The organism is Sphingomonas swuensis (genome assembly GCF_039538045.1).
In the GTDB taxonomy this organism is placed as follows: Bacteria; Pseudomonadota; Alphaproteobacteria; order Sphingomonadales; family Sphingomonadaceae; genus Sphingomicrobium; species Sphingomicrobium swuense.
Window position 1 is genome coordinate 612,952 of record NZ_BAABBQ010000001.1, and the last position, 19,184, is coordinate 632,135.

15 protein-coding genes, 1 tRNA gene and 1 pseudogene are annotated in these 19,184 nt (G+C 69.1%); 7 read left to right on the plus strand and 10 right to left on the minus strand.

Features of this window, described 5'->3' with window-relative positions:
• Positions 1-41: 41 nt before the first annotated feature.
• Entirely contained in the window at positions 42-2,027 is a 1,986-nt protein-coding gene (locus ABD727_RS03065; RefSeq protein WP_344705918.1) for a protein-disulfide reductase DsbD family protein, read from the plus strand.
• A gap of 39 nt (positions 2,028-2,066) precedes the next feature.
• On the opposite strand, the gene ABD727_RS03070 is transcribed toward ABD727_RS03065, so the two are convergent.
• Positions 2,067-3,689: an amidohydrolase gene (locus tag ABD727_RS03070; protein WP_344705919.1), complete on the minus strand. Its 1,623-nt coding sequence runs from the start codon at positions 3,687-3,689 to the stop codon at positions 2,067-2,069.
• A 55-nt stretch (positions 3,690-3,744) separates the two neighbouring features.
• On the opposite strand from ABD727_RS03070, the gene ABD727_RS03075 reads away from it, so the two are divergent.
• A complete protein-coding gene (locus tag ABD727_RS03075) occupies positions 3,745-4,959 on the plus strand; it encodes a threonine ammonia-lyase (RefSeq protein WP_344705920.1) in 1,215 nt (404 codons plus the stop codon).
• Positions 4,960-4,972: 13 nt separating this feature from the next.
• Here the strand turns inward: ABD727_RS03075 and ABD727_RS03080 are convergent, their stop codons facing one another.
• The gene (locus tag ABD727_RS03080; RefSeq protein WP_344705921.1) at positions 4,973-5,506 is read right to left on the minus strand and encodes a DUF308 domain-containing protein; all 534 of its coding nucleotides are present in this window, start codon (positions 5,504-5,506) and stop codon (positions 4,973-4,975) included.
• A 187-nt stretch (positions 5,507-5,693) separates the two neighbouring features.
• On the opposite strand from ABD727_RS03080, the gene katG reads away from it, so the two are divergent.
• The gene (katG, locus tag ABD727_RS03085; protein ID WP_344705922.1) at positions 5,694-7,934 is read left to right on the plus strand and encodes a catalase/peroxidase HPI; all 2,241 of its coding nucleotides are present in this window, start codon (positions 5,694-5,696) and stop codon (positions 7,932-7,934) included.
• Positions 7,935-7,983: 49 nt separating this feature from the next.
• Here katG and ABD727_RS03090 read toward each other — a convergent pair whose 3' ends face one another.
• A complete protein-coding gene (locus ABD727_RS03090) occupies positions 7,984-8,880 on the minus strand; it encodes a LysR substrate-binding domain-containing protein (RefSeq protein ID WP_344705923.1) in 897 nt (298 codons plus the stop codon).
• Between the two features lie 240 nt (positions 8,881-9,120).
• On the opposite strand from ABD727_RS03090, the gene ABD727_RS03095 reads away from it, so the two are divergent.
• The gene (locus tag ABD727_RS03095; RefSeq protein WP_344705924.1) at positions 9,121-10,752 is read left to right on the plus strand and encodes a serine hydrolase domain-containing protein; all 1,632 of its coding nucleotides are present in this window, start codon (positions 9,121-9,123) and stop codon (positions 10,750-10,752) included.
• Positions 10,753-10,755: 3 nt separating this feature from the next.
• Here ABD727_RS03095 and ABD727_RS03100 read toward each other — a convergent pair whose 3' ends face one another.
• Positions 10,756-11,349, minus strand: a complete 594-nt coding sequence (locus tag ABD727_RS03100; protein WP_344705925.1) for a TetR/AcrR family transcriptional regulator — start codon at positions 11,347-11,349, stop codon at positions 10,756-10,758.
• Positions 11,350-11,415: 66 nt separating this feature from the next.
• Between ABD727_RS03100 and ABD727_RS03105 the strand changes: the two genes are divergently transcribed.
• Positions 11,416-12,303, plus strand: coding sequence for a metal-dependent hydrolase (locus tag ABD727_RS03105; RefSeq protein WP_344705926.1), 888 nt, complete (start codon positions 11,416-11,418; stop codon positions 12,301-12,303).
• 63 nt (positions 12,304-12,366) lie between these two features.
• Here ABD727_RS03105 and ABD727_RS03110 read toward each other — a convergent pair whose 3' ends face one another.
• The 4 genes and pseudogenes from ABD727_RS03110 to ABD727_RS03125 form a co-directional block, all read right to left on the minus strand.
• On the minus strand, positions 12,367-12,903 hold the full coding sequence (locus tag ABD727_RS03110) for a GNAT family N-acetyltransferase (protein WP_344705927.1): 537 nt from the start codon (positions 12,901-12,903) through the stop codon (positions 12,367-12,369).
• Positions 12,904-13,074: 171 nt separating this feature from the next.
• Complete coding sequence (rpmA, locus tag ABD727_RS03115; RefSeq protein WP_344705928.1) at positions 13,075-13,359, minus strand: 50S ribosomal protein L27; 285 nt, start codon at positions 13,357-13,359, stop codon at positions 13,075-13,077.
• A gap of 144 nt (positions 13,360-13,503) precedes the next feature.
• Positions 13,504-13,878: pseudogene (rplU, locus tag ABD727_RS03120) on the minus strand (50S ribosomal protein L21); the annotation flags it as partial.
• A gap of 109 nt (positions 13,879-13,987) precedes the next feature.
• Positions 13,988-14,440, minus strand: a complete 453-nt coding sequence (locus tag ABD727_RS03125; RefSeq protein WP_344705930.1) for an Lrp/AsnC family transcriptional regulator — start codon at positions 14,438-14,440, stop codon at positions 13,988-13,990.
• A gap of 438 nt (positions 14,441-14,878) precedes the next feature.
• Here ABD727_RS03125 and ABD727_RS03130 point away from each other — a divergent pair, with 438 nt between their 5' ends.
• Entirely contained in the window at positions 14,879-17,665 is a 2,787-nt protein-coding gene (locus tag ABD727_RS03130) for a TonB-dependent receptor plug domain-containing protein (protein ID WP_344705931.1), read from the plus strand.
• Positions 17,666-17,759: 94 nt separating this feature from the next.
• On the opposite strand, the gene hspQ is transcribed toward ABD727_RS03130, so the two are convergent.
• Together hspQ and ABD727_RS03140 are read right to left on the minus strand one after the other, a co-directional pair.
• Positions 17,760-18,107: a heat shock protein HspQ gene (gene hspQ, locus ABD727_RS03135; protein ID WP_344705932.1), complete on the minus strand. Its 348-nt coding sequence runs from the start codon at positions 18,105-18,107 to the stop codon at positions 17,760-17,762.
• A gap of 67 nt (positions 18,108-18,174) precedes the next feature.
• Positions 18,175-18,849 (minus strand): SDR family NAD(P)-dependent oxidoreductase, encoded by a 675-nt coding sequence (locus tag ABD727_RS03140; RefSeq protein WP_344705933.1) that lies wholly within the window; start codon positions 18,847-18,849, stop codon positions 18,175-18,177.
• 139 nt (positions 18,850-18,988) lie between these two features.
• Between ABD727_RS03140 and ABD727_RS03145 the strand changes: the two genes are divergently transcribed.
• A tRNA-Ser gene (locus ABD727_RS03145) sits at positions 18,989-19,078 on the plus strand.
• Positions 19,079-19,184: the final 106 nt, after the last annotated feature.

A 19,184-nucleotide genomic window follows, 5' to 3' on the forward strand; every position in this document is an offset into this window, starting at 1 on the left:
GGCGCTTCGCGCGCGGCCCGCGATGCCCTAGGGCGTTGACGATGCGGTTGCTCCTAGCGTTCTTCGCCCTGATCTTCGCCTTGCCTGCGGCGGCACAGCTGGGCTCGGCGGTGCCGAACATCCGGCCCGAGCTGGTCGCCGAGGGGCCGGCAATCCCCGGTCGCGAGGTCGAGCTCGCGATCCTGATGACCCCCAACGAGGGGTGGCACGGCTATTGGGAAAATCCGGGCGACGCTGGGCAGCCGATGCAGGTGCAGTGGGAGCTTCCCGCGGGCGCCGAGGCGGGGCCGCTGCGCTATCCGGTGCCGATTCGGCTGACCATCGCGGGGCTGATGAACTATGTGTTCAAAGGGCCTTATGCGGTGCTGGTCCGGCTCAAGGTGCCCGAGGGCGCGACGGGCACGCTGCCGGTGCGCGCCGACCTCAGCTATCTCGCCTGCACCGACCAGGTGTGCGTTCCCGAGCGCGGCTCGGTGGCGCTCAACCTGCCGGTCGGGACGGGGCCGCGCGACCCGCGCTTCGATGGGTGGCGGTCGAAGCTGCCGCGGCCGATCGGCGCGCAGGCGACCTATGCCGTGGCGGGCGAGCGCCTTCGTATCGCGGTGCCGCTTCCGGCTTCGGTGCCGGTCGGCGAGCCCTATTTCTTCCCGCTGACCGACGGGGTCGCGCGCTACGCCGAGCCGCAGGCGTTCCGGCGGAGCGGTGACTATCTGGTGGCGGAGCTGGCGCTGAAGTCGGCGCCGGGCGGGCCGATCGCGGGGGTGGTCGAGCTCGGCGACGGGCGCGGGCTCGCGGTCGAGGCGCGGCTAGGACCGGTGCCGAGCGGCGGGCGGACGATTGGCGGCGAGGAGCCGTGGCGCGTGCTCGGGCTGGCGCTGCTCGGAGCAATCCTCGGCGGGCTGATCCTCAACCTCATGCCCTGCGTGTTCCCGATCCTGGCCCTGAAGGGGATGGCACTGGCGAGAGCCGGGGGCGACGAGCGGCACGCCCGGGCCGATGCGCTGGCCTATCTGGCGGGCGCGGTGGTGGGCACGGGCGCGCTCGGCGCGGTGCTTCTCGCGCTTCGGGCGGGCGGGAGCGCGGCGGGCTGGGCGTTCCAGCTCCAGGACCCGCGGACGATCCTGGTGCTGGCGGTGCTTGCCGGCGCGATCACGCTCAACCTTCTCGGGGTGTTCAAGCTGCCGGTGCTCGGCGGCGAGGCGAGCCCGAGGGGCGGGTTCGCGACCGGGGCGCTGGCGGCGTTCGTCGCGACACCCTGCGCCGGGCCGTTCATGGGCGCGGCGCTGGGGACGGCGCTGCTGCTCCCGGCTGCGGGCGCGCTGCTGGTGTTCGCCGGACTGGGCCTCGGGCTGGCGTTGCCGTTCGTGGCGCTGACCTTCGTTCCGGCGCTCCGGCGGCGGCTGCCGAAGCCCGGCAAGTGGATGCTGACGCTGCAGCGCGTGCTTGCGGTGCCGATGGGGCTGACCGCGCTGGCGGCGCTCTGGCTGCTGTGGCGGCAGGCGGGTGACAAGGCGCTGATGGTCGGGATCGCCGCGTTGCTGGTGGTCGGCCTGCTGCTGTGGCTGGCGGGACGGGTGCAGCGCGAGGGGCGCGCGGTCTGGGCACTCGGACTGGCTGTCGTGGGCGCGACGATCGGCTTCGCGCTGCCGCTTCCGGGTGGCTCGTCCGCGGCGAGCCGGGTGGCCGGCGAGCACGAGGCCTGGAGCGAGGCCAAGGTCGCGGCGGCGGTCAGCGCCGGGCGGCCCGTGTTCGTCTATTTCACCGCCGACTGGTGCCTGAGCTGCAAGGTCAACGAGACCACCACCATCGGCCGCGACAATGTCCGCGACGCGCTGAAGAAGGGCGGAGTCGAGGTGCTGGTCGCCGACTGGACCGAGGCCGACCCGGCGATCTCCCGCTTCCTCGACGCGCGCGGCCGGGCGGCGATCCCGCTCTACCTATGGTACCGGCCAGGGCAGGCCGAGCCCGAGGAGCTGCCGCAGGTGCTGACCCCGGCGATGCTGATCGAGCGGGCGGAGCGGCGCTGATTAGATGACCCTCCCCATCGCGGTGCGGCGGGGGAGCTTCTATTTGCGCTCCCACACCTTGCGACCGGCGATCCAGGTTTCGAGCACCTGGGTCCGGGCGAGGTCGTGGGGGGTGACGTCGGCGACGGGACGGTCGACGAGGATGAAGTCGGCGCGCTGGCCGGGGTCGAGCGCGCCCATCTGCCGCTCGGCGAAGCTCGCCCAGGCGGCGTCGCGGGTGAAGCCGGCGAGTGCCTGGCCGAAGCTCAGCCGTTCCTGCGGGCGCCAGCCGCCGGCGGGCTGGTCGTCCAAGCCCTGCCGGCTGACCGCCGCGGCGAGGCCGGGGAAGGGATTGGGATCCTCGACCGGGAAGTCGGAGCCGAGGGGCAGGTGGCGGCCGCCCTTCGACAGCGTCGCCCAGGCGTAGGCGCCGCCGAGGCGGTCGGGGCCGAGACGGGCTTCGGCCATGGTCCGGTCGCTGGTCTGGTGGACCGGCTGCATCGAGGGGACGACCCGGCCCGCGGCGAAGCGGCGAAGGTCCTTCACGTCGACGATCTGGGCATGCTCGACCCGGCAGCGCCGGTCGCCGGTGCCGCAGCCGGCGGCGGCGAATGCGGAGAGGACCATGTCGTTGGCGGCGTCGCCGATCGCATGGACCGCGACCTGCTTGCCCATCGCGAGCGCAGCGCGCGCCTGCACGCGAAGCTCGGCGGGAGTGATCAGCGGAAGGCCGCGGGTATGCGGCGCGTCGGCGTAGGGGCGCTTGAGCCAGGCGCCGCGCGAACCGAGCGCGCCGTCCGAGTAGAGCTTGACCCCGATGAGGGGGACGAAGCTGCTGCCCGCGGATGCCGGCGCGGCGGCGATGCGCCGGAGCTCGGCGCTCCCGGCGGCATAGCTGAAGATGCGCAAGGGAAGAGTCCCGGTCGCGCTGGCGCGGTTCATCGCGGTCCAGTCGTCGAAGCTGGTGCCCATGTCGGCCACGGCGGTGAGGCCCTTGGAAAGCAGGGCCTGCTGCGCGCGCTGGAGCGCGGCGTCACGCATGGCGGCGGTCGGCGCGGGAATATGGCGGTCGACCAGAGTGGTGGCGGCGTCGACGAACAGGCCGTCGCGGATCTCGCCGCCGGACGGCGCCTTCGTCGCGGACGTCACGCCGGCGGCCTTGAGCGCGGCGCTGTTGGCCACCGAGGCGTGGCCGTCGACCCGCTCGAGCCAGACCGGGCGGCCGGGTACCGCGGCGTCGAGGTCGGCGCTGGTCGGGAAGCGCTTGTCGGCCCACAACTCCTGGTTCCAGCCGCGGCCGGTGATCCACGGCAGGTCCGGGTTGGCGGCGGCATAGGTGCGAAGGCGCTGCTGGAGCTCGGCGAGGCTGGAGGCTCCGGTGAGGTCGAGCTGCCCGAGCGCGAGGCCATAGCCCATGACATGGCCGTGGGCGTCGATCAGGCCCGGAAGCAGGGTCTTGCCGCCGCCATTGAGGACCCGGGTGCCGGCGGGGAGCTTGAACTGCTCGCCGTGGAGGACGCGCTTCACCGTTCCGTCGTCGCCGACGAGAAGGCCGGTGAAGCGCTCGATCCCGCGCCCGGGGGTGGCGCGGACGCCGTTGACGTTGGTGACGAGGAGGTCGGCCGCGGCCGGAGTGGCGAACGCGAGGGCAAGGCCTGCGCTGAGGAGGAGCCTGGAGATCATGGAGGCAGGCCTAGCATTGTCTGGGCCGGAGGGAAGGTCTAGCGCAAGGCGCGACATGACAGTGCCCACCATCGCCGACATCCATGCCGCCGCCGAGCGTATCGCGGGCGCGGTCGAAAAGACTCCCTGCCTCAAGAGCCGGACGCTGTCCGAGATCGTCGGAGCGGAGGTCTGGCTGAAGTTCGAGAACCTCCAGTTCACCGCGGCCTACAAGGAGCGCGGCGCCCTCAACAAGCTGCTCCAGCTGGGCGAGGAGGAGCGGGCCAAGGGCGTGATCGCGGCGAGCGCGGGCAACCATGCCCAGGCGGTCGCCTATCATGGCAAGCGGCTCGGCATTCCGGTCACCATCGTCATGCCGACCAACACCCCGCTGATGAAGGTCGCGCAGACCGAGGAACATGGCGCCCGGGTGATCCTCCAGGGGCAGCGCTTCGACGACGCCTATGCCCGGGCGCGCGAGCTCGAGGCCGAGGAAGGGCTGGTGTTCGTCCATCCGTTCGACGATCCCGACATCGTCGCGGGCACGGGCACCATCGCGCTCGAGATGCTCGAAGCGGTCCCCGACCTCGACACATTGGTGGTGCCGATCGGCGGCGGCGGGCTGATCAGCGGGATCGCCATCGCGGTCCGCGCGCTTCGCCCGCAAGTCGAGATCATCGGGGTCGAGGCCGAGCTCTACCCGAGCATGAAGAATGTGGTCGAGGGCGGCGAGAAGGCGATCGGCGGCGACACGCTGGCCGAGGGCATTGCTGTCAAGGAGCCGGGCAAGCTGACCCGGGCAATCATCCGCGACCATGTCGACCGGATCGAGCTCGTCAGCGAGAAGGACCTCGAGCATGCGGTCGCGCTGCTGGTGGCGATCGAGAAGACCGTGGTCGAAGGGGCGGGCGCGGCCGGGATGGCGCTTCTGCTCGCGAACCCCGAGCGCTTTGCCGGACGCAAGGTCGGGACCGTGCTGTGCGGGGGGAACATCGACACGCACCTCCTCGCCAACGTGCTGATCCGCGAGCTGGTGCGCTGCGGGCGGATCGCGCGGCTCAAGATCGGGGCGCAGGACCAGCCGGGCGCACTGGCCTCGATCACCGCCTGCTTCCACGCCGCTGGGGTCAACATCATCGAGACCAACCACCAGCGGATCTTCTCCAAGCTGCCGGCCAAGGACACGGTGATCGAGGTCGAGTGCGAGGCGCGCGACGCGCAGGCGATCGACGCGCTGGTCGAGCGGCTGGAGCAGAAGGGCTTCGTGGTCGAGCGGGCCGAGCTGGACTAGCCCGCGCGGCGAACTAGTTGGCGCCCTCCCGCTCGCAGGCGGCGATCTGGAGGAGCATCATGCCGGTCGCGAGGAAGCTTGCGGCGAGGATCCAGGAGAAGCTGGCGACGAGGTCGCTGGTGGTCCCGAACAGCGCGACGATGATGCTCGCGATCGGCAGCCCGACGAGCAGGATGGCGGCGAGCGCGAGGTCGGTGGCAGCGGCGATCCCGGTCCAGCGGCGAACGGCGGAGGCACCGGCGCGAAGCGTCGCGAGGGTCAAGGCGGCGACCCGCATCACCAGCCAGAAGGTGACCACCGTCAGGTTGGGAAGGAAGCGGGTCTCGTCACGGGCGAGGAACATGGCGCCGGCGACGAGCGTCGCGACCCCGGCGAGGGTCGCGGGAATGCGGGCGGCACGCCGTCCAGTCGCGGCGATCACCTCGACGATACCGGCGAGCAGGAGAAGGATCCCGACCACCAAGGCTCCGCTCGATGCGCCGACTTCGGGGAGGAGCAATGCGGCGGCGCCGAGCAGCAGGATCAGCCAGCCGCAAAGCGCGGTCATTCGAGCTCGGCGCTGATCCACGGACAAGGTCATTGCAGATGGGAAACAAGATTGGTCGGCGGCAAGTTCCCTGGCCTCCTTCAATCGGAATTTCCGGTCGTATCGGCGAGAATGATTTGTTTGGTCGCGGCCAGTGCGGGAGCTAGGGCTGGATCGACGAATCCGTACATATCGAGGAGGCACTTTCATGGACGCGAAGACCGGCGAGCTCGGCGGCGGCTGCCCTTATCATCAGGAAGCCAAGGCGCGCTCCCTCCTGGGGCGCCAGAACAAGGATTGGTGGCCGGAAGCGCTGCCCGTCGACATCCTCTCCCAGGGCGGCATGTCGCCCGATCCGATGGGCGCGGACTTCAACTATGCCGAGGCGTTCAACGCGCTCGACTATGACGCGCTCAAGGCCGACCTCACCGCGCTGATGACCGACAGCAAGCCGTGGTGGCCGGCCGACTACGGGCACTATGGTCCGTTCATGATCCGCATGGCGTGGCACGCGGCGGGCACCTATCGCACCGCCGACGGGCGTGGCGGCGCCAACTCGGGCCAGCAGCGCTTCGCCCCGCTCAACAGCTGGCCGGACAACGGCAACCTCGACAAGGCCCGCCGCCTGCTCTGGCCGATCAAGCAGAAGTACGGCAAGAACATCAGCTGGGCCGACCTGTTCATCCTCGCCGGCAATGTCGCGATCGAGAGCATGGGCGGACCGGTGTTCGGCTTCGGCGGCGGTCGCCGCGACGTGTTCGAGCCCGAAAGGGACATCTACTGGGGCGCCGAGGAGCAGTGGGTCGCGGCCGAAGAGACCCGCATCCAGCCCGAGCATGAAAAGGAGCTCGAGCATCCGCTGGCGGCGATCCAGATGGGCCTCATCTACGTCAACCCCGAAGGCCCGGGCGGCAACCCCGACCCGATGCAGTCGGCGCGCGACATCAAGATCACCTTCGAGCGCATGGCGATGAACCATGAGGAGACCGTCGCGCTGACCGCCGGCGGCCATACCTTCGGCAAGGCGCATGGCGCGGGCGACGCCAGCCTGGTGGGCGATGCTCCGGAAGGCGCGGACATCGCGATGATGGGCCTCGGCTGGACCAGCACCCACGAGAGCGGGATGGGCGAGCACACCATCACCAGCGGCATCGAGGGCGCCTGGGTGAACACTCCGACCGAGTGGAGCGAGAACTATTTCCGGCTTCTGCTCGACTATGAGTATGAGCTGGTCCGCTCTCCGGCAGGTGCCCAGCAGTGGCAGCCGATCAACCAGCGCGAAGAGGACATGGCGCCCGACGCGCACGTCCCCGGCAAGCTGGTCCCGACGATGATGACCACCGCCGACATGGCGCTCAAGGTCGATCCGGAATTCCGCAAGATCAGCGAGAAGTTCCGCAACGACCATGAGGCATTCAAGGACGCCTTCGCCCGCGCCTGGTTCAAGCTGACCCACCGCGACATGGGTCCGAAGGTCCGCTACCTCGGGCCGGAGGTGCCGGCCGAAGACCTCATCTGGCAGGATCCGGTGCCCGCCGGCGCCAAGCCGAGCGAAGCCGACGTGGCCGCGTTCAAGGACAAGATCCTGAACTCGGGCCTGACGGTCAGCCAGCTGGTCAAGGCGGCCTGGGCGTCGGCCTCGACCTATCGCAAGAGCGATCACCGCGGCGGCGCCAACGGTGCCCGGGTCCGGCTCGAGCCGCAGCGCGGCTGGGAAGTCAACGAGCCCGAGGAGCTTGGCGCCGTTCTTGCCAAGATCGACGAACTGCGCGGGTCGATGTCGGTCGCGGACGCGATCGTGCTCGCCGGTTCGGCGGCGGTCGAGAAGGCGGCGCGCGATGCCGGCTTCGACATCAGCGTTCCGTTCACCGGTGGCCGCGGCGACGCGACTCAGGAGTGGACCGACGCCGAGAGCTTCGCGGTAATGGAACCGGCGGCCGACGGCTTCCGCAACTATCTCAAGACCAAGCACAGCGTCCGTACCGAGGAACTGCTGCTCGACCGGGCCTCGCTGCTCGGCCTGTCAGTGCCCGAGATGGCGGTGCTGGTCGGCGGCCTGCGGGTGCTCGGTGCCAACTACCAGAACCGGCCGGAAGGCGTGCTGACCAATCGCGTCGGCCAGCTGACCAACGACTTCTTCGTCAACCTGTTCGACAACGACACCTTCTGGGAGGTGGTCGACACCAGCGCCGACGAGGAGTTCATCGGCTACGACCGCGGCGGCCGGACCGAGAAGTGGCGGGCGACCCGCACCGACCTCATCTTCGGTTCGAACAGCCAGCTTCGCGCCACGGCGGAAGTCTATGCCGAGCGCGGCAACGAGGCGCTGTTCGTGCGGCACTTCGTCGACGCCTGGGTGAAGGTGATGAACGCCGACCGCTTCGACCTGCTTTCGGCGGACGAAGTGTCGGCGGATCAGGCCGGCGACGGGACCAACACCGGGGTCTAAGACCCTGCGACAAGCAAGAGGGCCGGCGGAGCGATCCGCCGGCCCTTTTTCATGTCCGAAGCCGTCGCAGCTCCGCCGCGAGGAGCCGGAACTCCTCCTCGCGCGGTGAGCCCGGACGCCAGATGAGCGCGACCTGGCGGGCGGCATGGTCGGAGACGAGCGGGTGGACCTCGACCGTGGTGCCGTCGAGCAGCCCGGCGTCGAGCGCCATCTGCGGGACCAGAGTCACGCCAAGCCGGTTGTCGACCATCTGCACCAGCGTGTGCAGCGAGGTGCCGAGCATCATCGCCGAGGAGCGCATCTCGGGCCGGTTGCAGGCCGCGAGCGCATGATCCTTGAGGCAATGACCGTCCTCGAGCAGCAGCATCCGGGCGGCGTTGAGGTCCTCGGGGCGGACGTCGCCATCCGGCACCTCGCCCTGCGGCGCCGCGACCAGCAGCGAATCCTCGAACAATGGCTCGGAGGCGATCTCGCCGCATTCGAACGGCATGGCGAGGAGGACGCAGTCGACGTTGCCGCGATGGAGGCTGTCGCAGGCGGAAGCGCTCGGTTCCTCGCGCAGGAACAGCTTGAGCTGGGGGTGCGCGGCGCGGAGGGCCGGAAGCAGCGGCGGCAGGAGGAAGGGGGCGATGGTCGGAATCACCGCCATCCGAAGTTCGCCGGTCAGCGGCTCGCGCTCGGCCCGGGCAAGATCGGCCAGTTCCTCGGCCTGGCGAAGGACGATGCGCGCCTTGGCGACGATCCGCGCGCCGAGTGGCGTGAAGCGGATCACCCGGCGCGAGCGCTCGACGAGGGTCGAGCCGAGCAGGCTCTCGAGCTCGCGGAGCGAGGCAGAGAGGGTCGACTGGGTGATGAAGCAGCTCTCCGCCGCCTTCCCGAAGTGGCCATGGTCGTTGAGCGCGACCAGATATTGCAGCTGGCGAAGGGTGGGGAGGTAGCTCATCATCGCTTTCTTCGATTGGAGTGAGCGCTGTAAGTTGTTGGAGCGAACAACGCAAAGCGCCTAGGGCATATGACAACGGGATGCATGTTCCCCCTGCATGCAGGCCCGGGCCGCCGCCGCCTCACCGATCTGGCCTTCCCCTTGGACCAGGCACATTGCGCGGCGGCGGCCACTTCTCCCATCCGCTTGACCAATCCTGTCTTAGGTATGTAATACACCTCGACGAGAGTTGAGGGGGTAGCGATGCGTGTAGTGGTGGCTGGGCTGATGGTGGCGGTCGCGGGCAAGGCGGCGGCGGTGCCGGCGGGCTTCGCGAATACGGCGGGACGGATCATCGCCGCCGACGCACCGGCGAACGGGCCCGGGGTCAGCGCGGTGGTCAGCGAGAACGGCCGGATCGTGTGGAAGGGCGCGTCGGGCAGGGCCGACAGTGCCGGCGCGCCGCTCAAGGCCGACAGCCTGTTTCGCTACGCCTCGATCAGCAAGCAGTTCACCGCCGCGCTGATCCTCAAGCTCGCCGAGGAGGGCAAGCTGTCGCTCGATGACACGCTCGGCAAGCTGCTCCCGGGCGAGACGCCGCCCGCCTGGCACCCGGTAACGGTGCGGCAGCTGCTCAACCACACGTCGGGGATTCCGAGCTACACGGGCAAGCCCAGCTTCATGGCCGAGGCGAGCACCGCCAGGGCGATCAGCACGCAGGGGCTGATCGACGTCACCCGCGACGACCCGCTCGACTTCGCGCCGGGCACCGAGTTTCGCTACAACAATACCGGCTACGTGCTCCTCTCGGCGATCGCCGAGAAGCTGACCGGCAAGCCCTGGTATGCCGCGCTCAGGGAGCGGATTACCGGGCCGCTCGGGCTGAACAGCATCCGCTGCGGGTGCGAGCCGGGACCGGCGGTGGTCGAAGGCTTCGGCGCCGAGGGGCGGCCGGCACAGCGGATCGACATGAGCGTTCCGAGCGGGGCGGGGGCCCTCGTCGGGAGCGCCGCCGATCTCGCCCGCTGGGGCGCGGCGCTCCACGGCGGCAAGGTGCTGAAGCCGGCGAGCTACCAGGCGATGATCACCCCGATCCCGCCCAAGGGCGTGTCCATGGCTTATGGCTTCGGGCTCACCCGTGGCGAGGTGCGCGGCGTGCCGACGATCGGGCACAATGGCGGCATCTTCGGCTTCAACACCGAGAGCCTCTACAGTCCCGACAAGAAGATCTTCGTCGCGGTCCTCGCGAACAGCGACTCGCGCGAACCGGGCGCCGACACGACCGCGCGTCGGCTGCTCGCGGCGGCGGCGGGCGTCGCCTTCCCCGAACTTCGCGCGCAGCCACTCGACCTCAAGGCGGCCGAGCCCTTCTTCGGCGTCTATCGCGACGCCAGGACCGAGCGGCGCTTCTATGCGAAGGACGGCAAGCTCTTCACGCAGCGGACCGGGGCCGATCCGCTCGAAGTCTATGCGGCCGGGGGCGGGCGCTACTTCTACGGGCCGTCGTCGCTGACCTATTTCGAGGTCGGGCGCGATGGCGCCGGAAAGCCCCGCCTGACCTTCCATCCGGAGGGCCAGGTCACCGGGATCGAGGCGGCCTGGACGGGCGCGGCGAGTGGGCCGGCGGCAGCGGCGGCCGTCGTTCCGGTGGCGCAGCTCGACCTCCTTGCCGGCGAGTATGCGACCGGGCCGGCGGTGATGACCATCGCCCGCAACGGCGAAAAGCTGACGGGCCAGCTGACCGGCCAGTCGCCGATCGGGCTCGAGGCGATCGGGCCGCGCGAGTTCCGCACGGTCGGGGTCGATGCCAGGCTGACCTTCGTCGAGGAGGGCGGGCGGATCGTCCGGGTGGTGCTCAACCAGAACGGGCGAACCATCCCGTTCGAGCGCCGCTGAGGATCAGTCGCGCAAGGGGGCGCCGGCAAGGCCCTCGATCTGGGTGACCGCCACTTCGCGGACGGCCTCGCGGTCGAGCCCGCAGGCGCGCGCCACCTCTTCGCCGGCAAGGCTGTCGCCGATCGCCAGCAGGGTCAGGCCCATCGTCATCGCGTCGACCGGCCGGGTGTCGCCGAGTGCGCGCATCATCCGGATGACCCGCTCGATGGTGGCGATGACCGGCTCGAGCGCCTCGCGCTGGCGAGTCAGCGCGATCCAGCCGATGAGCTCGCCCGCGCCCTCGCGGCGGAAGGCCTCGAACATCGCGTCGACCACGTCGCGCTCGGTGCCCTTGCCGTCTCGGCGCTGCTGGATCGCGCCCTCGATCGAGGCCGAGACGGTCTGAGCGATGTCCTCGGCGAGCGCGCGCTGGAGCCCGGCGGCCGAACCGAAGTGGTGAAGCAGGTTGGCGTGGGTCCGGCCGACCCGGCGCGCGACCGCCTGCAGCGTCACCGCCGCGGCGCCCTCGCGCTTGAGGAGGTCGCGGGCCGCCGCCATCGCCGCCGCCCGGCTCTGCTCGGGCGAAACTCTTTTCCGCTCCAGTGGTTTTATTGACATTATTGTAAGCAATCGCCAGTTAGCTGTCGCAGATCATTCTTCGTGGCTAGGGAGTGGAGGACGAGCATGGGCGTGGCAAGTCTCGAGCGTGTGCCGGTGACCCCGCAGGACCTCACCATCACGCCGCGCGACCGGCGCTTCGGACGCGAGGAGCGGACCCCGCGCTGGTGGCTCAACAATTCGCCCTACGAAACCGCGCTGTTCAACGCGCTGTCGGCGACCTTCCCCAAGGGCGAGGCCTATTTCATCGAGAGCATCCGCGCCTTCCGCGAGCAGGCGGACGAGAAGCTCGGCGGCGAGATCAAGGCCTTCACCACGCAGGAGGTGATCCACAGCCGCGAGCATGTCGCCTTCAACAAGCGGGCGGTGGAAGCGGGCTACGACCTCGAGCCGCTCGAGCGGACGGTGCAGGAGAGCCTCGACCTGCTGAAGGGGCGGCCGCCGATCCTCGACCTCGCGGCGACCATGGCGCTCGAGCATTTCACCGCGATCATCGCGCACGAGCTGCTGGCCAACCCGCAACATCTCGCCAATGCCGACCCGGCGACCGCCGACCTGTGGCGCTGGCACGCGGTCGAGGAGATCGAGCACAAGGGCGTCGCCTACGACACCTGGCTTGCCGCGACCAAGGACTGGAGCCGGTGGAAGCGGTGGAAGGTCAAGTCGATCCTGATGCTGCTGGTGACCCGCAACTTCGTCCAGCACCGGACTGAGGGCGTGCTCGAGCTGCTCCGGCAGGACGGGATCACCGGGCTTCGGGCCTGGGCGGGCGCGCTGTGGACAATGTGGGGTCGGCCGGGGATCTTCCGCAAGGTCGGCGCGGCCTGGCTGCACTATTTCCTGCCCGGATTCCATCCGTGGAACGAGGACGACCGGGCGCTGATCCGCGGCTGGGACGCGACCTACGACTATCGCCAGGAGCCGCCGCAACGGCGGGTGCGCTCGGCGGCGTAAGGCAACGTCAGCGCTTACGCGCTGCCACCTCCCCATTCCGCCGTGCGGAACAGGGAGGATGACTCAAGCCGCCAGCACCTGCTCCTCGCAGCCGAGGTCGAGGGTGAACAGCCGGCACAGCTGGGCACCGCCGCGGGCGCAACTGTGGCGGGGCGCGGTCCGGCCGGTGGGGCTGAAGCCGAGCTTCTCGAGCACCCGCCCGCTCGCGGGATTGTCGATGAAGTGTCCGGCCTCGAGCCGCCCGAGCTCGAGCGTGCGGGCGATCTCGATCAGCTGGCGGCCGGCCTCGACCGCATAGCCCTGGCCCCAGTGCGCACGCGCGATCCAGTAGCCGATCTCGATCGCGCCGCCCGGCGTGCGGGCGAAGCCGCAGGCGCCGACCAGTTCGGGCGCACCGTCGGTACGGCGGAAGAGCAGGAAGGTCGGGAGCAAGGGGTCCTGCGGCGCGGACAGGAAGGCCGCGGCCTCGGCCTCGCCATAGGGCCATGGGGCGCTTGCGAGATTGCGGACGATCGCCTCGTCGCCGATGGCGCGGGCGAGCGCGGGCGCATCCTCGGCCCAGCCGGGTCTCAGCAGCAGTCTCTCGGTACGAGCGAACATGATTGGACCTTCCCTTCCCCGAGGCCCGGCTAGCCGGACCTGATGACAGTTTCGGGAGAAGAAAAAGAAAGGGAGAAGAGGGGGCTTCCCTCTTCTCCCTTTCCAGGTCCGGTAATGATCGGTCCTGATCCGGGCTGCCCCCTCCTGGGACGGCCCGTCATCGACCAATCCCTATTCGGCTGCGTCCGCCATCGGCGCCATGGTAAGCGCTTCGACGTGCACAAACTTGCGGCCTTGGCGGCCGTCGCGAAACGCGACTTTGCCGTCCGCAAGCGCGAACAGTGTGTGATCCTTGCCGAGGCCGACATTGGTGCCCGGATAGACGCGGGTGCCGCGCTGGCGCACGATGATGTTGCCGGCAAGGACGTTCTCGCCGCCGAACTTCTTCACGCCGAGCCGCTTGCTCTCGGAATCACGGCCGTTACGCGACGAGCCGCCTGCCTTCTTATGTGCCATGGTGTGTTACGCCTTCGGAGTCTTCTTGGCCTTGCCCTTAGCAGGCGCAGCATCCTGAGTCGAGTTGGTCACGTCCTGCGTGGCCTCGGTGCCGGCATCGGCGGGGACGACGCCCTCGCTCGAAGCGACCGTGCTCTCGTCGATCTCGGTCGGGGCCGGAGCGGCCTTGGCCTTCTTCGGCGCCTTCTTGGCGTCGCCGTCGGCGGCCTTCTGCTGCTTCTCGCCGCCGATCGACACGATCTTGAGGATCGTGTGCTGCTGGCGGTGGCCCGCCTTGCGGCGATAGTTGTGGCGGCGACGCTTCTTGAAGACGGTGACCTTCTCGCCCTTCGCCTGGGCGATGATCTCGGCGGCGACGGTCAGGCCGTCGGTGCCCTTGAGGTCCGAGCCGTCACCGGCGAGCAGGACGTCGGAGATGGTGATGCTGTCACCGGCATTGCCGTCCAGCTTCTCGACGACGATCTTGTCTCCCGGCGACACGCGATACTGCTTGCCGCCGGTGCGCACGATAGCGAACATGGGCCTCTTCTCTTTTCTTGTTCGAATACGAATCTAAGGATCCCATGCGGAGGCGTGGCGCCGGCCCGCGCGGGAAGAGCGTGCCCCCTAAGTCGTCAGGCGCGGAACGTCAACCGACGGGATAGGCGGTCGAACTCTTGCAGCGCTCCATCGCGAACTTGGAAGTGACGTTCTTCAGCGGACCGGCGGCGATCAGCTGTTTGTAGAAGAGGTCGAAGTGACCCATGTCGCGGACCGCGACGCGGAGCCAATAGTCGGTCTCGCCCGCCATCCGGACGACTTCCAGCACCTCGGGGAGGTCGGCGACTCCGGCGAGGAAGCGCTGCTGCCACTCGGGGCTGTGGTCGCGCGCCTCGACCTCGATGAAGACGATGAGGTCGAGCCCGAGCGCGCGCGGATCGACCAGCGCGACGGTCTTCTCGATCACCCCGGCGGCGCGGAGCTTCTGGATCCGGCGCCAGCAGGGGGTCGGGGAGAGTCCGACCTTCGCGCCGATCTCGGCGACGGGCATGGTCGCGTCCTGCTGGAGGATGGCGAGGATCCGGCGATCGGTCTGGTCCATTTTCATTTGGGGGCGAAAATGAGCAAGAAATTGCAGGAACGCAAGTCGGCCTGCATTGCCGATGTTATTCGCGCCACCCTCTTGCCGGCACTGTCGCGGACGGCGATTATCAAGCCGTTCCGAGCGGAAGACGTCTTGATCAGAGCACGCAAGATTATTCCAATTTCGGGATGGCGGGCAGGAGGATCGCCCAGCTGCGTCCTCCTGCCTGCCGCTCCATGTTGACCCCTTGAGAGCCTGGCCCCGGCGGCACCTTGCCGTCGGGGCTTTTTCGTGGGGATTTCCGACGGCTAGGCTGTGGCTTGCACGGCACAATCGGGGACAATCGGAGCGGACGGGAAGCGCGACCGGCGGGGGCGCTGGTCGAGTGCCATCTGTCATGACAGCATCGTGCCACGGCGAGGACGGGGGTCCTCCGATCGAAATGGGGGTTTGAGCATGACCAATCGCACCACGCACCTGCTGCTGACGATCAGCCCGCTCGCGCTGATCGCGGCCACTCCGGCCTTCGCCCAGAACCAGCCGGTCACGACCGCGCCGGTGACCGCCGCGAGCGAAGGGCAGCAGCCGGACGAATCGACCATCGTCGTCACCGGCACCCGCCGCAACGACCGCACCCTCGCCGACTCGCCCGTCCCGATCGACGTCATCGGCGGCGATCAGCTGACCTCCTCGGGCCTCGGCGAGACCAACAAGATCCTCAACAACCTCGTCCCGAGCTTCAACTTCCCGCAGCCGTCGATCGCCGACGGCACCGACGCGGTCCGCCCGGCCTCGCTGCGCGGCCTGTCGCCCGACCAGGTGCTGGTGCTGGTCAACGGCAAGCGCCGCCACGTGTCGGCGCTGCTCAACATCAACGGCACCGTCGGGCGCGGCTCGGCGGCGGTCGACCTCAACAACATCCCGACCCTGGCGATCGAGCGGATCGAGGTGCTGCGCGACGGCGCCGCCTCGCAATATGGCTCGGACGCGATCGCGGGCGTGATCAACGTCAGGCTGAAGCGCGCATCCTCGGGTGGGCGGGCGCAGGCGAGCTACGGCCGCTACGTCACCACCCTCGACGGAGTGGCCAATGTCACCGGCCTCGCGCTGACCGGCGGGCAGCCCTCGCTCGACCCGACCGACGGCCGCTACCTTGCGGTCACCACCGACGGCGAGCGCAAGGTGCGCGACGGCGACCTGTGGACGATCGGCGCCAACCTCGGCGTCCCGCTCACCTCGAGCGGCGGCTTCGTCAACCTGACCGCCGAATATCGCGACCGCGACGCGACCAACCGGCAGGGCTTCGACATCCGTCCCAACTATGCCCGTCCGACGAGCACCACCTTCGACCCGCGCGAGATCACCTTCAACCGGATCAACTTCCGCTACGGCGATGCCAAGACCGAGGATTACGGCTTCTTCCTCAACGGCGGGCTCCCGCTCGATACCGCCGGCGCCGAAATCTACGCCTTCGCTTCGTACAACAAGCGCGACAGCGAGTCGGCGGCCAACTACCGCCAGCAGTCGAACGGGGTGACCGGCGCGGGCGGCGCCAACCGCGACTATTCGACCATCGCGCCCAACACGACGCCGAGCGTCGCCAACTTCACCCCGCTGACCCCCGACGGTTACCTGCCGCTGATCCAGACCGACCTGAAGGACTATTCGGCGACACTCGGCGTGCGCGGCGAGATCGCGGGCTGGAAGGTCGACGGCTCGACCCAATACGGCAAGAACAAGTTCGACTATACGATCGCCGACACGATCAACGCATCGCTCGGCACCGCATCCCCGCGCGTGTTCGACGCCGGCGGGATCGGCTACGGCCAGTTCGTCACCAACCTCGACTTCAGCCGCGAATATCAGGCGGGCTTCGCCAAGCCGCTGAGCGTCGCGGTCGGCGCCGAGTTCCGCCGCGAGGACTTCCAGATCCGGCCCGGCCAGCTCGAATCCTATATTGCCGGACCGCTCTACCGGGCGCCGATCCCGGGCTCGAACCTTGCAGCCTGCACCACGGCGGGCGGCGTGCTTTCGGGGACGACCTGCACCTTCCCGGGCCGCGCCGCGGCGCCGCGCAGCCAGGGTTTCGGCGGCTTCCCGGCGAGCGCGCGGCGTGACGTTTCGCGCAACAACGTCTCGGCCTATGTCGAGCTCGACACCGACCCGCTGCCCGGCTGGACCACCACCGTCGCGGCGCGGTTCGAGCGTTACTCGGACTTCGGAACGTCGCTGAACGGCAAGTTCGCCACCCGCTTCGAGATCTCGCCGGGGATCGCGCTTCGCGGGGCGATCTCGAACGGCTTCCGCGCGCCGTCGCTTCAGCAGCAATATTTCACCACCGTCTCGACCAACTTCATCTCGGGCGTTGCGGTCGACATCCTGACGCTCGGCGTCAACGATCCGGTGGCACAGCGCCTGGGTGCGAAGCCCTTGAAGCCCGAGAAGTCGACCAACCTGTCGGTCGGTGCGACGCTCAACCCGATGCGCGGGCTGACGGTCACGATCGACGGCTACCAGATCAAGCTCAAGGACCGGATCGTCCTGACCGAGAACCTCGGTGCGTCGAGCAACGCGGCGACCGACACGCTGGCACGCGCGCTGATCAACGACACGTCGATCGGCGCCGCGCGCTTCTTCATCAACGGCCTCGATACCACCACGCGCGGGATCGACGTGGTCGGCAACTACCGCTTCGCCGCCGGGCCGAGCCGGTGGACGCTGACCGCGGCCTACAATTACAACAAGAGCGAGATCGATCGCCGCATCGTCGACTTGGGGCCGCTCGCCGCCGCGTCCAACATCGTGCTGTTCGGGCGGGTCGAGGGCATCCGCTTCGAGAAGGGCCAGCCGCGCGACAAGGTCGTCCTGTCGGCCGACGGGCGGATGGGGGCGTTCGGGCTGACCGCGCGCACGACCCGCTACGGCAAGGTGGTGTCGCCCAACACGGCGACGCCGATCAGTGCTCCGACCAGCCTCGACGCTTATGGGCCGGACGACGTCTTCCTCAGCCCCAAGTGGATCACCGACCTCGAGCTGAGGGCAAGCCCGGTCAAGTCGGTCGAAGTGGCGCTGGGCGCGAACAACCTGTTCGACGTCTATCCCGACCGGCTGGCGTTCGGGCCGCGGCCGGCCTCGGTCGGCGGGGTCTATCCGGTGACCCAAGCCTTCCTGCCTTACTCGAACTTCTCGCCCTTTGGCTTCAACGGCCGCTTCCTCTACGGGCGGGTGAGCGTCGACTTCTGATGACATGAATGGACCCCGGAGGCTGGTGCTTCCGGGGTTTTTTCTTGCGCGCTAAGGCCTGAGGTTTCGGCCCACGCCGGGACGGGATTGTCGATTAGTGGCGGTGCTGCGGGCGGAGCGTGTAGCGGCCCGGCGAGAAGCCATCGAAGAGATTGTCGATCGCCGGATGGTCGACCGGCTCGTCCTCATCGTCGACGACGAGGTTCTGCTGGCTGACGTAGGCAACGTAGCTGCCGTCGCCATTCTCGGCGAGCAGGTGGTAGAAGGGCTGGTCCTTGGACGGGCGGATCTCAAGCGGGATCGCCTGATACCATTCCTCGCTGTTGGCGAAGACCGGATCGACGTCGAAGATCACGCCTCGAAAGTCGAGCAGGCGGTGGCGCACCACCTCGCCGATGCCGAAGCGGGCGGTGGCGACCGGAGGGGCCGCGAGATCGGTCATGTCGGAAGAACGCACGTGCGACTGCATGGCTGCAATCTGGCCACGAAAGCGCGCCGCTGCAAGCCCGTCAGAAGGGGATGGGCTCGCCCCGCCAGTCGAAGAAGCCGCCGCTGTCCTGCGGGGTCAGTGCGTCGAGCACGGCGAGCAGCCGTTCCGCCGAGCCGCCGGGCGAGAGCAACTGGCCGTCGGGGACGTTGGCCTGGAACGGGCGGCTCATCCCCGTGTCGACGGTGCCCGGGTGGAGCGCGACGACCACCGCCTCGGGGCGCGTGCGTGCAATCTCGATCGCGGTGGACCGGACCAGCTGGTTAAGCGCCGCCTTGCTGGCGCGATAGCCGTACCAGCCGCCAAGGCGATTGTCGGCGATGCTCCCGACCCGCGCCGAGAGGAGGGCCGTGCGGCTCGGTCCGTCGCGGCGAAGCAGGGGGGCGAAATGCTTGAGGACCAGCGCCGGACCGACCGCATTGACGGCGAAGCTGCGCAGCAGCCGCGCGGGATCGAGCTGGCGAAGCGAGCGCTCGGGCTGGAGGTCCTCGTCATGGAGAAGGCCGGTGGCGACGACCAGCCGGTCGATCGTCCGGCCCTCGAGGCTGGCGGCCGCGGCGGCGATGGTCGCCTCGTCGGTGAGGTCGAGCGCGCCTTGCCGGCGCGACAGGCGGTGGACCGTCTCGCCGCGCTGCTCGAGCCGGTCGGCGAGTGCCAGCCCGATCCCGCCCGAGGCGCCGATGACGACCGAATTCATGCCTTCCGACTAGGCCGGGCGGTCACTCCGGCCAAGCTGGTCCAAGGGGCCGATAATCCATTTGGCAAGGGGAAGCGGCACTGCTAGGGAGCCGCCCGCGACCCCCGGCGAACCCGCCGGGTCCATGTTCTCGTCTAGCGGAGAGGTGGCTGAGTGGTCGAAAGCACCGCACTCGAAATGCGGCGTGCCCTCACGGGTACCGTGGGTTCGAATCCCACCCTCTCCGCCACGACCTTGTTCCGAGCCTGAGGGCCGAAGCCGGCATCGATGCGGTGCGGACGGGACCGATACGGATCATTCGACACTTACCGATCCGCAACCTAGCAGCGCTAGGA

What these genes read in the sequence shown, in the direction of transcription:
- ABD727_RS03065 (WP_344705918.1), top strand. Translation starts at nt 42, where the DNA reads ATGCGGTTGCTCCTAGCGTTCTTCGCCCTGATCTTCGCCTTGCCTGCG.
- ABD727_RS03070 (WP_344705919.1), bottom strand. Translation starts at nt 3,689, where the DNA reads ATGATCTCCAGGCTCCTCCTCAGCGCAGGCCTTGCCCTCGCGTTCGCC.
- ABD727_RS03075 (WP_344705920.1), top strand. Translation starts at nt 3,745, where the DNA reads ATGACAGTGCCCACCATCGCCGACATCCATGCCGCCGCCGAGCGTATC.
- ABD727_RS03080 (WP_344705921.1), bottom strand. Translation starts at nt 5,506, where the DNA reads ATGACCGCGCTTTGCGGCTGGCTGATCCTGCTGCTCGGCGCCGCCGCA.
- katG (WP_344705922.1), top strand. Translation starts at nt 5,694, where the DNA reads ATGGACGCGAAGACCGGCGAGCTCGGCGGCGGCTGCCCTTATCATCAG.
- ABD727_RS03090 (WP_344705923.1), bottom strand. Translation starts at nt 8,880, where the DNA reads ATGATGAGCTACCTCCCCACCCTTCGCCAGCTGCAATATCTGGTCGCG.
- ABD727_RS03095 (WP_344705924.1), top strand. Translation starts at nt 9,121, where the DNA reads ATGCGTGTAGTGGTGGCTGGGCTGATGGTGGCGGTCGCGGGCAAGGCG.
- ABD727_RS03100 (WP_344705925.1), bottom strand. Translation starts at nt 11,349, where the DNA reads ATGTCAATAAAACCACTGGAGCGGAAAAGAGTTTCGCCCGAGCAGAGC.
- ABD727_RS03105 (WP_344705926.1), top strand. Translation starts at nt 11,416, where the DNA reads ATGGGCGTGGCAAGTCTCGAGCGTGTGCCGGTGACCCCGCAGGACCTC.
- ABD727_RS03110 (WP_344705927.1), bottom strand. Translation starts at nt 12,903, where the DNA reads ATGTTCGCTCGTACCGAGAGACTGCTGCTGAGACCCGGCTGGGCCGAG.
- rpmA (WP_344705928.1), bottom strand. Translation starts at nt 13,359, where the DNA reads ATGGCACATAAGAAGGCAGGCGGCTCGTCGCGTAACGGCCGTGATTCC.
- ABD727_RS03125 (WP_344705930.1), bottom strand. Translation starts at nt 14,440, where the DNA reads ATGGACCAGACCGATCGCCGGATCCTCGCCATCCTCCAGCAGGACGCG.
- ABD727_RS03130 (WP_344705931.1), top strand. Translation starts at nt 14,879, where the DNA reads ATGACCAATCGCACCACGCACCTGCTGCTGACGATCAGCCCGCTCGCG.
- hspQ (WP_344705932.1), bottom strand. Translation starts at nt 18,107, where the DNA reads ATGACCGATCTCGCGGCCCCTCCGGTCGCCACCGCCCGCTTCGGCATC.
- ABD727_RS03140 (WP_344705933.1), bottom strand. Translation starts at nt 18,849, where the DNA reads ATGAATTCGGTCGTCATCGGCGCCTCGGGCGGGATCGGGCTGGCACTC.